General features: G+C 67.9%; 11 protein-coding genes. 4 read left to right on the top strand and 7 right to left on the bottom strand.

The window, feature by feature from the left end; translation table 11 throughout:
• Positions 1–79: 79 nt before the first annotated feature.
• Positions 80–472 carry a type II toxin-antitoxin system VapC family toxin gene (locus ABYF38_RS03060; RefSeq protein ID WP_371152665.1) on the bottom strand — a complete coding sequence of 131 codons (393 nt, stop codon included), beginning with the start codon at positions 470–472 and terminating at the stop codon, positions 80–82.
• A complete protein-coding gene (locus ABYF38_RS03055; protein WP_371152664.1) occupies positions 469–798 on the bottom strand; it encodes a type II toxin-antitoxin system Phd/YefM family antitoxin in 330 nt (109 codons plus the stop codon). The genes ABYF38_RS03060 and ABYF38_RS03055 overlap by 4 nt, the downstream gene beginning before the upstream one ends.
• Before the next feature lie 216 nt (positions 799–1014).
• Here ABYF38_RS03055 and ABYF38_RS03050 point away from each other — a divergent pair, with 216 nt between their 5' ends.
• Positions 1015–1995, top strand: a complete 981-nt coding sequence (locus tag ABYF38_RS03050) for a ketopantoate reductase family protein (RefSeq protein WP_371152663.1) — start codon at positions 1015–1017, stop codon at positions 1993–1995.
• Positions 1996–2233: 238 nt separating this feature from the next.
• Here ABYF38_RS03050 and ABYF38_RS03045 read toward each other — a convergent pair whose 3' ends face one another.
• Together ABYF38_RS03045 and ABYF38_RS03040 are read right to left on the bottom strand one after the other, a co-directional pair.
• Positions 2234–2770, bottom strand: a complete 537-nt coding sequence (locus ABYF38_RS03045; protein ID WP_371152662.1) for a hypothetical protein — start codon at positions 2768–2770, stop codon at positions 2234–2236.
• Entirely contained in the window at positions 2764–3612 is an 849-nt protein-coding gene (locus ABYF38_RS03040; RefSeq protein ID WP_371152661.1) for a glycohydrolase toxin TNT-related protein, read from the bottom strand. Before ABYF38_RS03040 ends, ABYF38_RS03045 begins: the two co-directional genes overlap by 7 nt.
• A 263-nt stretch (positions 3613–3875) precedes the next feature.
• Here ABYF38_RS03040 and ABYF38_RS03035 point away from each other — a divergent pair, with 263 nt between their 5' ends.
• From ABYF38_RS03035 to ABYF38_RS03025, 3 genes are all read left to right on the top strand, one after another.
• Positions 3876–6713, top strand: a complete 2838-nt coding sequence (locus tag ABYF38_RS03035) for an ATP-dependent helicase (RefSeq protein ID WP_371152660.1) — start codon at positions 3876–3878, stop codon at positions 6711–6713.
• A 186-nt stretch (positions 6714–6899) separates the two neighbouring features.
• Positions 6900–7529 carry a hypothetical protein gene (locus ABYF38_RS03030; protein ID WP_371152659.1) on the top strand — a complete coding sequence of 210 codons (630 nt, stop codon included), beginning with the start codon at positions 6900–6902 and terminating at the stop codon, positions 7527–7529.
• A 5-nt stretch (positions 7530–7534) separates the two neighbouring features.
• Positions 7535–8161, top strand: a complete 627-nt coding sequence (locus ABYF38_RS03025; RefSeq protein WP_371152658.1) for a hypothetical protein — start codon at positions 7535–7537, stop codon at positions 8159–8161.
• A 69-nt stretch (positions 8162–8230) separates the two neighbouring features.
• Here ABYF38_RS03025 and ABYF38_RS03020 read toward each other — a convergent pair whose 3' ends face one another.
• The 3 genes from ABYF38_RS03020 to ABYF38_RS03010 all read right to left on the bottom strand — a co-directional run bounded on the left by ABYF38_RS03020 (position 8231) and on the right by ABYF38_RS03010 (position 13514).
• Positions 8231–9652, bottom strand: coding sequence for a L,D-transpeptidase family protein (locus ABYF38_RS03020; RefSeq protein ID WP_371152657.1), 1422 nt, complete (start codon positions 9650–9652; stop codon positions 8231–8233).
• A 116-nt stretch (positions 9653–9768) separates the two neighbouring features.
• Complete coding sequence (locus ABYF38_RS03015; RefSeq protein WP_371152656.1) at positions 9769–11532, bottom strand: ABC transporter ATP-binding protein; 1764 nt, start codon at positions 11530–11532, stop codon at positions 9769–9771.
• Positions 11529–13514, bottom strand: coding sequence for an ABC transporter ATP-binding protein (locus ABYF38_RS03010; protein ID WP_371152655.1), 1986 nt, complete (start codon positions 13512–13514; stop codon positions 11529–11531). The genes ABYF38_RS03015 and ABYF38_RS03010 overlap by 4 nt, the downstream gene beginning before the upstream one ends.
• Positions 13515–13516 lie beyond the last annotated feature (2 nt).

Below are 13516 nucleotides of genomic sequence, written 5' to 3'. Positions count from 1 at the left end.
GTCTACGGCGCCTACCTGATTAGCCGATGGGGCGGAGTCAAAGGAGCACGGGCGTCGGCGCGACAGAGAGGTTTAGCGCCTAGTGGGCGGCGGGTGCGATCACATTGAGCCCAACAGTGCGGGCTGCCTGAGTGAGGCGGTGGTCGTAAGTGAGCATGGCATCTGCGTTGAGACGGACGGCTGCTTCCAGGTGTAGGGCATCTAAGGTGCGCAGATACGGCATGGGAAGCAGTCCGGCGCTGCGGTAGACGGCTCGGTCCAGGGCGGCGAGCGAAATCCCCTCCAATAGGGCGGTGACATCAGCCTGGTTTAGGCCCTCTCTGACGGCTAGTCTGCGCAGCTCAGTTTCTAGTAAGTCGCAGGAGACCAGTGTTGCTTCGGTCTGGTCTAGCCACCGCAACAGCTCTTCGCTCTCCGGCTGTTCAATCAGCAGGGCGCCAAGAGCGGAGGTGTCCACGTAGATGATGCTCAAAGCCTGTCCTCGCGGAGGGAATCGAGTAGTTCGGCCAGCTCGCCGGGTGTCCGCTTGCGTGTGATGCCTAACTCCGCCCAGCCCGCCTTCCGGCTGGCTGGGCGCGTGATGGTAAGTGCGGCTTCCGGGGCGTCCAGCGGGACAAGTCGCCCAACGGGAATGCCCTTGTTGGTCAGCACAAAGGACTCTCCCGCGCTGACCGCGCGCAGAACCTGCCCGGATTCATTGCGTAGCTCCCGCTGGGAGAGCCGCCGTATTGGAGGCGCGGCGAAATTGCCGGCTGCAAGTGTAGCCGTGGTCGAAACAGTGGGAACGGCGCTAGTCACACCACCAGCGTAGCACCAGTGCTACGCGCTGTGTTGGGTGGGCGAGGCTGCCTTCACAGTCGCCGCGTGAACCACTGCGGCGCTGGGGTGGGCTCTGCCCGCCGCGCTGGCCGACGCCACGCTGACCGACGCCGAGCGCCCCGAGCTGGACCGCGTGGGCTGAAACCCGCACAAACGCGCACAGATCGCGCCTACGCTTAGGGAAAGGAGGCAGCCATGCGCGTACTTGTCTACGGCGCCGGCGTTATCGGCGCGCTACTGGCTCACGAATTGAAGCGCTGCGGTCAGGACGTCACCGTCCTGGCCCGAGGGGCTTGGCGGGAGACGCTGGCCGAGCGCGGCATGATCATCCACCACCACCTCCAGGTCCACATCACCGGGGATCGGCTGCGGATGATCGGGGAGCTGGACCCGCAGGACCGTTACGACCTGATCTTCGTGGCCGTCCAGGGGCAGCAGCGGCCAGACGTGCTGCCCGCGCTGGCCGCCAACGTCAGCGAGCGGGTGGTGCTGGTGGGAAACGACCTGCAGGCGGCTAAGACGCAGGAGACCCTGCTGGCCGGGGACCCGCGCAAGCAGGTGGCCTTCGCCTTCCAGCCCACGGGCGGCTACCGCGACGGCGAGCGCGTGATCGCCATGCACGCCGGCATCGCCCTATACGTTGGGGCCCTGCGCGGGCGCCTGGACCAGGACTTCCTGCAGGCCATCAAGACCGCCCTGACCGGGCACCGCTGCCGCGTCATTCCCACCCCGAACATGGAGGCGTGGCTGCAGGCGCACGCCGCGATCGTGCTGCCGGCCGCCTACCTGTGCTACGTGTTGGACTACGACCTGCGCCGCTCCACCAGCCGGCAGCGCGCCCAGGTGGTCGCCGCCATCCGCGAGGCGTTGGACGCGTTGGCGGCGTTGGGAGTGCCAGTGCCACCGGGCACGGCCGCCTGGTTGCGCGGGCTGGTTCGGCTGCGCCTAGTGCGCACGGCCGCCTGGCTGGTGGCCAAGACCTCCATCGGGGAACTGGCCGCCGCCGACCACTGCCGCACCGCGAGTGCGGAGATGGTGCACCTGGACGCCCAGTTCGACCGGATCCTGGCCGGCTACAACGGCACCATGCCGGCCTGGCGGGACCTGCGTGCCGTGGCGCTGCCGATCATGGAACAGGCGACCAAGCAGAAGGCGGCGATGGCGCCGGAAAGCTGATCGAAGTCAGGCGGGCGTCGGAGAAGAGGGGCTTTAGGCGAATGCGTTGAGCGCGACCAGCTGCCGCCCCAGGAGCTGCCACGCCTCATGGAACCTTGAAGCGTCGCGCCGCCGCCCTGTCGCAGCGCGCAGAGAGCGAAAGACGCCCTTCAATAGCCTTCAAGGCTCGTAATTCCGAGTTGTGCAGCGTGCGGGGCAGGCGCGGTTCCATGATGACGTGTTTGGACTCCGCCGTCTCTCATTGCTGAGGGCGCTTGTAGATGAAGTGCGAGAACAGTGGCGCGCCACCTGGATCCATGTACGAGGCGAAGAGTTCCTCAACAGGAACAGTGACTATGTGAGATAATCTAGTTGCCTTTAGGGGAGTGTCCATGAATTCGAATATCCGCATCGGATATGCCGCGCCGGTGCTTAAGTTGCGAATTGTCGAGTAGTGCTGTGTCAGCATGTAAGATTGAAACCCTGGCTTTACAGTGCGTGCCATGCGATAATAATCAAGCCTGGGTATACCATTGGCCGACCTGTGTGCGTCACATAATGCTGCAACTATGTTTCGTTCCGCGAGCATCAAGTCGGTTGTATAGAATTTGAACGAGGCCGCTTCATCGCGCTCGTAGGTTCCGTGCCAGTATTCGCCATCCTGCCATTTCACCACGTGGGTCACGCTCGCCGGAGTCCAGATCTCGTAATGGTCGTCGTAATCGCGAATAGTGCCGCATAGCTGCGTGCCTGTTGTGATTTCTATAAACTTGTCCGAGAGTGAATAATTTACCACTGGATCGCCCCCATCTCTAATAGTTCTGACATGGAAATCTCTTCGTGGTTAAGAATAAACTGTGCTTGTATTGCGCCTCCGTGGTGTCCAAGATTTGGTGCGACTTGAGATATCTTAACTTCGAGGCCTGGGATTTCGTTTGGCAATGTGAGCTGGTTGTATTCAAGGTCTTTGCTTCCTTCGCGAAGTGCGCGAGACTCGAAGCTGTAGACCTTGCCGTCTTTGACGGGTGAAAACCATAGCCCGGTGTCATCGCCGACCCTGTCGATGACGTCGCCATATTCCTTCACGTAATCAGACATGGACAATGTTCTCTCGGTGCCTTCGATTGCGGCCGGGCCGTAGATCTCTTTACCGTTGGGGGCGTGGATACTTGCCCATTCTTCCGGGCTTTTTATCTTCCTGCCCCAGCGTCTGCCATATGGAGCCTTGGAAGTAAGTAGGTCTCGGCCCTTGGCTCCTGGTTGGAGTGTCTTGCCCTTGACGTAGAGGTTCTTCCTGTTGGCGGCGATGCGTAAGCGCTGCCCACACTTCAGCAACGCGTCGCGCGCACCGGGTGGGATGGTGCTTTCGGCAAAGGATAAGAACGCGCCCTTCAGTCCACCAGCAGCGTTGAGTGCCCCACCAAAGTTCTTCAGGGCCTTGAGTGAGGAGACTGCGCCGCGTAGTCCGCCTAGGCCGATGCAGCCTAGGGCGGCGAAGCCCACGGACCATAGGGCTTCGCCCCAAGTCTTTTCGCCGCCGATGGCTAGGCCGATGTTCGCTACGGCTTCTACGATGCCCGCGATTGCGGCGATGACTGCTAGTGCTGGTCCTAGTACGGGGATCCAGCACAGGGCCATGGCCAGGATTCCAACGAACTGGGCGCTTGCCTGAGCTAGGTCTGCGATCCAGCCCAGGATTATGGCTCCTTGCCTTCCTATCAGCCATCCGCGCGCTCTGGGGCGCCACGCTTAAGGGGGTGAACCCCAAATAGCGTGCTGGAGGCCGTAACCGCTGACCTGCTCGTCGGCCCTGCCAGGATGCGGAAAGATGCAGCTCCAGGCCCACACGGGCTCGCAGCGATGATTGGGAGCGCTCCGGCGGGGCGCTAGCCTTCTTGCCTATGGGTACTTTCGCTGAGCCGCACGGCAACGACACCTCGGGTGCCTTCGCCCTGCCCGCGCTGCCGCTATTCGCCGAGGACTGGGACGACGCCCCACCCGCCGCCCCCGTGGGCGACCCGCTGGGAGCGGCGGCCGCCCTCACGCCGCTTGCGGCGACGCTGGATGACGACGACTGGCCCGAGGTGGCCGGCGTGCCCGGGCGGGAGCTCCGGGCGGCGGGATTCGGCGTGGCGGCGGGCGGAACGTCGGCCAACAACGGCGTGGACCTGACCGTCGGCCTGAACCCGCCGCAGCGGGAGGCGGTGCTGCACGGAGGCAGCCCGCTGCTCATCATCGCCGGCGCGGGCTCGGGCAAGACCCGGGTACTCACCCACCGCATCGCCCACCTCATCGCCTCGGGGCGGGCGCGCGCCAGCGAGATCCTGGCCATCACCTTCACCAACAAGGCCGCTGCGGAAATGCGGGAACGCACCGCCGCCCTGGTGGGGCCCTCCGCGCGGCACATGTGGGTATTCACCTTCCACTCCGCCTGCGTGCGCATCCTGCGGCGCGAGTACAAGGCCGCCGGGCTGAAGTCCACGTTCTCCATCTACGACGCCCAGGACTCCCAGCGGCTGGTGGGGCAGATCGTCAAGCAGCTGGGCCTGGACCCCAAGCGCTTTGCCCCCAAGGCCTTCGCGCGGCGGATCAGCGACCTGAAAAACGAGCTGATCGGCCCGGAGGAGTTCGCCCAAACGGCGGCGGCCAACAACCCCTTCGAAGAGCACCTGGCGCGCGTCTACGCCGCCTACGCCACCCGCCTGCGGGAGGCCCAGGCGCTGGACTTCGACGACATCATCATGCGTACCGTCCGCCTCTTCCAGCAGCACCCCGCTATCGCGGAGAACTACCGCAGGCGCTTTCGGCACGTGCTGGTGGACGAGTACCAGGACACCAACCACGCCCAATACGTCCTCATCCGTGAGCTGGTGGGTGGCCAGGAGGCGGACGCGGGGGACGGGGCCCTGCCGCCCAGCGAACTGACCGTGGTGGGCGACTCCGACCAGTCCATCTATGCCTTCCGGGGCGCCACCATCCGCAACATCGAGGAGTTCGAGCAGGACTACTCGAGCGCCCGCACGATCCTGCTGGAGCAGAACTACCGCTCCACCAACAACATCCTGGGGGCCGCCAACGCGGTGATCGCCCGCAATACCGGCCGCCGCCCGAAGAAGCTGTGGACCGACAGCGGGGCGGGGGCGAAGATCGTCTACTACGCGGCCGACAGCGACTACGACGAGGCCCGCTTCGTGATCGACGAGATCGACGCGCTGCGCGCCTCCGACGGGATCGGCTACGGGGACGTGGCCGTCTTCTACCGCACCAACGCCCAGTCGCGGGCCCTGGAGGACGTGCTGGTGCGCTCCGGCATCCCCTACCGGGTGGTGGGCGGCACTCGCTTCTACGAGCGCCGCGAGATCAAGGACGCCGTGGCCTACCTGCGCGTGCTGGTCAACCCGGACGACTCGGTGAACCTGCGGCGCATCCTGAACGTGCCGCGCCGCGGGCTCGGGGACAAGGCAGAGTCCGCGCTGGTGGTGCACGCCGAGGCCCACGGGGTGAGCTTTGGGCAGGCCCTTGCCCACGCCGTCGGGCGGGCGGAGGTCAGCGCGGTGCTGGCCGGGGGCGGCGAGGTGCTGGCTGACCAGCCGAGCAGCGGGGTGCTGGCTGACCAGCCGAGCAGCGGGGTGCTGGCCGACCAGCCGGGCAGCGGGGTGAGCGTCGGCCGGGAGGCGCCGTACGTGGAGAGCCTGGCCACGCGTGCCCGCACCCAGCTGGCGGCCTTCGACGCCCTGCTGGAGGAGCTGCGGGAACTGGCGCGCGGGGCAGCAGTGGCGGACGTGGTGGACGCCGTGCTGGACAAGACCGGCTACCTGGCCGAGCTGCGCGAGTCCAAGGACCCGCAGGACCTCTCCCGCGTGGATAACCTGGCCGAACTCCACGCCGTGGCGCGCTCGTACGACGAGAGCGAGCCAGACGGCTCCCTGTTCGACTTCCTGGAACGCATCTCCCTGGTGGCGGACTCCGACCAGCTGCCCGACGAGGGCGACGGCGAGGTCACCTTGATGACCGTCCACACCGCCAAGGGCCTGGAGTTCCCGGTGGTCTTCGTTACCGGAATGGAGGACGGCACCTTCCCCCACCAGCGGTCCCTGAGCGCGGAGGCCGACCTGGCCGAGGAACGCCGCCTGGCCTACGTGGCCCTCACCCGCGCCCGCCAGCGCCTCTACCTGACGCGCGCGGCGGTGCGCAACGCCTTCGGTGGCTCTAGCGCCCTGCCCGCCTCCCGCTTCTTGGACGACGTGCCCGCCGACCTGCTCGACGTGCGGCGGGAGGCCGCAGCGGTGGAAACCTACCGCTCCAGCTACGACTCGTGGGGCAGTGGCTCCGGCTACGGCTCTGGCTACGGCGGCGGGCGCGGCGGTTACGGCGCTGGCGGCGGGTATGGCTCTGGCGGTGGTAGGCGCTCTGGTGGGTATTCGCGACGCGGCAGCTACGACGACGACTTCGGCACCCCGATCGGCGGCGGGCACGCCCGCAGCGGCGGCCCCGTGGGCCCGCTCGGAGTGGGCGTGGCCGCAGCGAAGGCCGCCGGGGCGACGGACGACACCGGCGAGATCGTGGACGCCGAGGGCGCGCCGCTGCGCGTGGGCGACCGCGTCTCCCACGACTCCTTCGGGATGGGCACGATCCTGTCCATCGAAGGCACCGGGCGCAGTGCCATCGCCAAGGTGGACTTCGGGGCGGGCTCCATCAAGCGCCTGCTCCTGCGCCTGAAGGTACTCACCAAGCTCTAAGCCCGCCCCGGTGCGGGGGAGGGCGGCATCGGTGAGGAGACCGGTGTGAGGCCGACGTTGGCCACAATTCGGTCTCAAATTGTGAGGTGGCAACGCCTGCTGTGGTCGGGTGGGGCCCTGTCGGTTAGGTTGAGAGTGAGCGCTTTCCCTCCAAAGCGCCGAATGGCAATTGGAAGGACGACGATCATGAAGACCAAGCGATCAATCGCGTGGATAGTCGGCAGCGCGCTAGCGGCCCTCACCCTAGCTGGCTGCTCCGGCACCACCCAGCCCGGTGCCACCGGCAGCGCCCCGCCCGTCACCGGGCCCCGCCCAGTGGCCAGCCAGAGCGTGCCGGCAGCACAGCCCTTCGAGACCCCGTTCAAGACCCCCACCACGGCCGAGTCCCCGGCCCCGAGCGTGGTGGATGTGAACGGGGAACCGGTGGAGTACTACACCGGCCTGCAGGTGGGGCAGTTCTACGGCCCCCACGCGGAGACCTCATGGACCAAACCCCCGCTCACGCCGCCCACCGAGATCCTCTACGACGAGAGCGTGATGCAGTGGGACTATCTGGAAGTGGTCAGCGAACACGAGCTGCGCGTCCACGGCTTGAGCGGCACCAGGGGCTGCTACGGCAACCGGCTGGCCGTGGAGGAGGGCGACGGAGTGCTGCGCCTGGCTCTCGTTGATGGCTACCTGAGAGACGAGCCCACCCACGCGTGCACTGCCGAGGGCGTCGGCGTGGTGATGTCGGTAAAGACCGAACAGGACCTCACCAAGATCGTGGTGGTGGAGGCCGCTGCAGACGACGTATTCCTGCGAAAAGGGGTGTGAGACAAATGAAGAAGACCAAGAAGTGGGTGGGCGCGGGCTGCGCCTACCTCGTAGCCCTGGGGCTGGCGGCCTGCACCTCGCAGCCGGGGCAGGAACCCGAGGCGGAGAGCTCCCCGCCCACGATCGGGCAGCGCCCGGTGGCGAGCCAGAGCGTGCCGGCAGCACACCCCTTCGAGACCCCGTTCAAGACCCCCACCACGGCGGAGTCCCCGGCCCCGAGCGTGGTGGATGTGAACGGGGAGCCCGTGGAGTACTACACCGGCCTGCAGGTGGGGCAGTTCTACGGCCCCCACAGCGATGAGGCGTGGCGCGACTCCCCGCTCACGCCGCCCACGGAGGTGCTCTACAACGAGAGCGTGCGCCAGTGGTACGCCCTGGAGGTGGTGGGAGAACACGAGCTGCGCGTCCACGGCGTGAGCGGCACCAGGGGCTGCTACGGCAACCGGCTGGCCGTGGAGGAGGGCGACGGGGTGCTGCGCCTGGCTCTCATCGAGGGCCACCTGAGAGACGAGCCCACCCAGGCGTGCACGGACGAGGCCGTGGGCGTGGTGATGTCCGTCCGCACCGAGCAGAACCTCACCAAGCTTGTGGTCGTGGAGGCCGCGCCGGCTGAGGTCAACCTGCGGCCGTAGGCGCTGCAAAACAAGCGTTGGGGGCGCCAGGCATTCTGCCTGGCGCCCCCAACCTCGCTTTGGTAATGCTCAGTAGTGCGAGACCACCGGGGTGCCCAGCTCGGTCCACGAGTGCACCCACTGCGCCTCCGGCACAGGCAGGTTCACGCAACCGTGCGAGCCGCCCACGGAGCCGCGCCCGAACTCATCCACCCACGGCGCGCCGTGGATCGCGTAGGAACCGTGGAAGTAGACCACCCACGGCACGTCCTTGGCGCAGTAGGGCCAGTCCGGGGTGCAGCCCATGTCCTGCTTGTTGTACTTCAAGTAGACGTGGTAGGTACCGGTGACCGTCTCGTTACCGGGCGCGCCGTGGTTGATGGCGATCGGGCCGTGCGCCACGGACTGCCCCTCGTAGGCGGTCAGCGTGTTGCGGGTCAGGTCCACGTCCACCCACTTCTCGCCCGCGGCGGCGGGGTAGGCGTAGTTCTCGTAGCCGGCCAGGGCCGGGCGGGTCTCGGTGGGAGGAGCCACCTCGTCGTAGTCGAAGTCGCCCTCGTAGTCGCGCCCGGCGGTCAGGGCCGCAGTGAGCTCCTTGGCGACGGCCTCAGCGTTGTTGACCGCGAAGCCCTTCTTGCCCGGCTTGGCCTCCACCAGGACGCGGCCGGAGCCGTCCACGTTGCTGATCCCCGGGGTGGGCTCAACGTTGGTGGTCTTGGCCAGCTCGTTCACCCACGCGCCCACCTTGGCAGGGTCCAGCGTGGGTGCGCTCTGCTGGCCGGCAGCGTCCTTGAAGGAGACCCACTTGACCTTGTCCTCCAGGGAGGGACTGAAGTCGTCGATGCCGTCAGTGATGGAGACCTTCAGCGCCACCATGTCGTTGGCCGCCTGCGCGGCAGCCTCCGCGTTAGCCGTGGTAAAGCTCGGCTCCACCTGGGAAACGGGCAGATCAACGGACTGCTTGGACAGCGTGTTGATGGCCGAATCGACGGTGGCCGCCAGGGCGGTCAGGTCCACCTGGGTGCCCACCTCGCCCGGCACGGCCACGAACGACGTGCCCTCCAGCTTCACCTCGGCATCCTTCACCACGGGCCCGGCCGCGCGGGCCAGGTTCGCCGAATACGCATCCAGCACCCCCTGGTCCCGGGTGGCGCGCGGAACAACGTTGTTGCTGGAGAACAGGGCGGTGAAACGGTCGATCACCGAGTCAGACGGCGCCAGCGCGGCGTCCGCAGTGGCGCGTGCGTCCACGCTCACGCCCAGGTCGGCCAGGCTGGCCACGGACGCCTGCCCGTTGACCACGCTCGTCACCTCGGTCTGACCGGCCATGCGCTCCACCAACGCCACGATCTCGCCGCGTCCCATGCCCGCGACAGGCTGACCTGCCACGGTGGTGTTGGGAAGCGCCCGATCGGCGTAGTAGAGGGCGTAGCCGGTGGCGGCGCCCGTTGCCAGGAGAGCCAGGCCCGCCGCGGAGCCAATGACCCACTTCAACTTCGTGTTCTTGCTCATCGCTCCCCAATGCTAGTGAGCGCCCCAGGCTATTTCCCGTTCTGTGATCTATTCGCGGCGTGTGAGGCTGCGTACGTTTCAAGCCATTCCCGCCTTTACTGGGCGGCGCTCCGGGACTAGCTCTCGCCGCCCGGCACGCCGCCGCCGTGGGGGAGACGCCACCTGGACACCGCGCTCTGGTCGTCCCAGAACTGCCGGTAGGTGCCGCCCGCCGCGTAGAGCTCGTCGTGCGTCCCCACCGCCTCCACCGTCCCGTCGGCGATCACCGCGATCCGATCCGCGCTGCGGATCGTGGACAGGCGGTGGGCGATCACAAGCACCGTCCGGCCCCGCGAGAGGTCCTCCAGCGCCGCCGTCACGGCGGCCTCGTTCACGCCGTCCAGCGCGCTCGTCACCTCGTCCAGCAGCAGGATCGGCGCGTCCTTCAGGAAGGCGCGGGCCAGGGCCACCCGCTGGCGCTCACCACCGGAGAGGGACTTACCTCCCTCACCCACGCGGGTCTGCCAGCCCTGCGGTAGCCGCTCCACCACCTCGGTCAGGCCGGCGCGCTCGGCGGCCCGGTGCACGTCCTCGAGGCTGGCGTCGTGGCGGCCGATGCGCACGTTCTCCTCGATCGTCGTGTCGAACAGGTAGACGTCCTGGAACACCATCGAGGTAAGCTCCATCAGCTGGTCGGTGGGAACGTCGCGCACGTCCACCCCGTCCACCAGCACGCTGCCCGCCTCCACATCCCAGAAGCGGGCCACCAGGCGGGCCAGCGTGGACTTGCCGGACCCGGAGGGTCCCACCACGGCCGTGACCGTGCCCGCAGGCAGGCTCAGGTTCACGTCCCGCAACACCGGCTTGCCCGCCTGGTAACCGAAGGTCACGTCGCGTACTTCCACCTGCACAGAGCGCGGCGCCACCTGCCAGGCCGGAGACTGCGCCTCCGGCAGCGTCGGCGCATCCGTGATGGAACAGATGTGGTCCAACGCCACCTGGTCCTCGTTGATGGGGTCGATGAACAGGGCCAGCATGCCCACCGGCTCCACGAAACGGGCAGCCATCAGCGAAAGAGCCACGAACACCTCCGGCTCCAGCTGGCCCCCGAGCAGCAGGTGGATGGCAACGCCCAGGGCGAGCAGCAACGCCCCCTGCACCCCGGCGTGGAACAGTGAACCGGGCGGAATCTTGGCGTCCCCGGCCCGGTCGGTGGCCACGTGATCGGCGGCCAGGGAATCCTCCAGGTGTCCCCACCCCTCCTGGCACTGGCCGGTGGCCCGTAGCACCGGCTGCAGCTGGGAGAACTCGATCAGGCGAGAGGACAAGGTGTGCATCGCCTTCTCCTTGGCCTCGTGCTCCGCCCGCGTGGCTCGCGCCAGCCAGCGCAAGGAAATCCACGCCACCGGCAGTGCCAACGCCATCGCCGCCCCGATCCGCCAGTCGAAGAACACCGTGGCACCCAGGATTGCCACCGCGCTCGCGGTCATGGAAGTCACCTGCGGCAACACCATGGAGGGCAGGTGGGAGAGCTGGCTCAGGCTCGTGGTGGTGGCGGTAGTGACGCGGCCCGCCGTGCTGGCGTCGAACCAGCCCAGCGGCAGGACGCGGATGCGCTCGCCCACCTTGCGCACCAGGGTGCCGCACACGTCGTAAGAGGACACGGCGAACGCCCGGATGAACGCCCACGAACTGAAGCCCAGCGAGATCAGGGCGCAGGCCACGATCACGCCCAGCCACCACCACGCGGGCGCGGAGAAGTCCCCGCGCAGCACGTGCCGCAGGAACGGCACCAGGAAGGCCAGGCTGATCCCCTGGAAGAAGCCCGCCACCGCGTGCGCCCACAGCATCAACCGGAAACCGGCCGGGTCTTCCAGAAGGGAAAGAAGTCGCTTAATCACTGCTGTGCCTCCCACATCTGCTGGTAGGTGCCGCCCGCGCTCGCGAGCTCGGCGTGGGTGCCCTGCTCAACCAGGCGCCCGCCGTCCAACACCAGGATCTGATCGACGTCCCGGATGGTGGATAGCCGGTGGGCGATCACCACCACGGTGCGGCCCTGGGCCAGCCGGGCCAGGGCCTCCTGGATCAGGCGCTCCGAGTGCGGGTCGGCCTGAGCGGTGGCCTCGTCCAAGAGGATCACGGGGGAATCGGCCAGGAAGATCCGCGCCAGGGCGATGCGCTGGCGCTCCCCGCCCGAAAGATGACCGCCCTCGTCCCCGAGCACCGTGTTGTATCCATCTGCCAGCTCGCAGATGCGGTCGTGGATCAGGGCCATGCGGGCCGCCTGCTCGATCTCCGCCCGGCTCGCACCGGGCCGGGCCAGGGCGATGTTCGCCTCCACGGTGTCGTGCAGGATCCCGCCCTCCTGCAGCACCACCCCCATGGTGGAAAGCAGGTCGGTGGTGGCGGCGTCGCGCACGTCCACGCCACCCACCTTCACCGCCCCGTCGCTCACGTCCCAGAAGCGGGCAAGGAGGCGCACCAGCGTCGACTTGCCGGACCCGGACGGGCCCACCACGGCGGTCACGCTCCCGGCGGGCAGGTGGGCGGTAACGTCGTCCAGCGCAAGCACGCCATCGGCCTCGTAGCGGAAGCAGACGTGCTCGAAGTCCAGGGCCACGCCGTCGCGGGTGCGCGCGATGGCCTGGGGGGAGGTGGGCTCGGGCAGCTGGGGCAGCTGGAGCAGGGCGTGGATGCGCTCGGCGGAGTCGCGGCCCTGCCACAGCATGTGGGCCACCATCACCATGTTGTTCAACCCGGTGGTCAGGCTGATTCCCACGAGCGCGAAGGGCAGGATGGTGACGGGTTCGATCAGCCCGCCGCGGGCCAGGAAGAAGCCGGCCACGGCGACGGGCAGCAGGAGGGCGGCGGGGGCCAGGAACGCGGAGAAGACGGCGGTGGCGGTGCCCAGGCTCTTCATGTACTCGTAGGCGAGCCCGGTGTAGCGGTCTACGGCGGCCTCGAAGCGCGAGTATTCGGCCTGGGTGCGGCCGAAGGCCTTGACGGTGGCGATGCCGTCGCTGAGTTCCACGGTGGCGGCCGTCAGGTTCTTCTCCGCGTCCATGTACTCCTCCGCCAGGGTGGAGCGGCTGGCCCGGCTGAGCAGGAAGTAGCCCAGTACGACCAGCGCCTCCCAGATCAGCAGGATGACGGCGAACAGCCAGGAGCGGGTGAACAGGAAGGCGAGCCCCAGCAGCGGGGTGCCGATGCCCAGGCCCAGGTCGGGGCCGAAGTGGGCGATGATCGTGTGGATGCGGGTGACGTCCTCGGTGACGAGGGTGCGCATCCGCCCGGAGGATTCCTCGTTGTGCCACCCGAGGGGCAGGCGGGCCAGGTGGCGCAGGATGCGCGAGCGCAGCTGGTGCCGGTAGGCGCTTTCTACCCTGTGCACGAAGCCGGTGGCGCCGCCGTGGAGCAGGTGGGACAGGATGAAGCCGGCTGCGGTGAGCGCCAGGGCAGTCCACGCCACGGTGGGGGTGGCGGTACCGGCCACGGCCCGCTCCGCCAGGTAGGTCAGCGCCACGACGGGCACCAGCCCGAACGCTGCGGCGAGGAAGCCGAGCGCCATGGACAGGCCCATCTGCTTGCGCACTGGCTCCAGCAGATCCTGGAGGGCGCCCTTCGGTTTGCCGTCCGGCTTCCCGTCGCCGTGGCCGGCTGCCTGGTCGCCTTGGTCGCCGTGGCCGGCTGCCTGGTCGCCTTGGTCGCCGTGGCCGGCTGCCTGCTCACCTGTTTTGTACGACGCTCCGCCGGCCGCCCCGCCGGGCGCGGTGGGCTGCGCAAGCTCCGCCGCCCCGCCAGCCGGCGTGGGCCTTTCTACCTGCGTCACCTCCGCGTCCGCCGCCGCGCCGGGCGCCGTGGGCACTGTTGGTTCGGTTGCCATGG

The organism is Buchananella sp. 14KM1171, assembly GCF_041380365.1.
GTDB classification, from domain to species: Bacteria; Actinomycetota; Actinomycetes; order Actinomycetales; family Actinomycetaceae; genus Buchananella; species Buchananella felis.
This window is presented reverse-complemented; position numbering and strand designations above follow the sequence as displayed.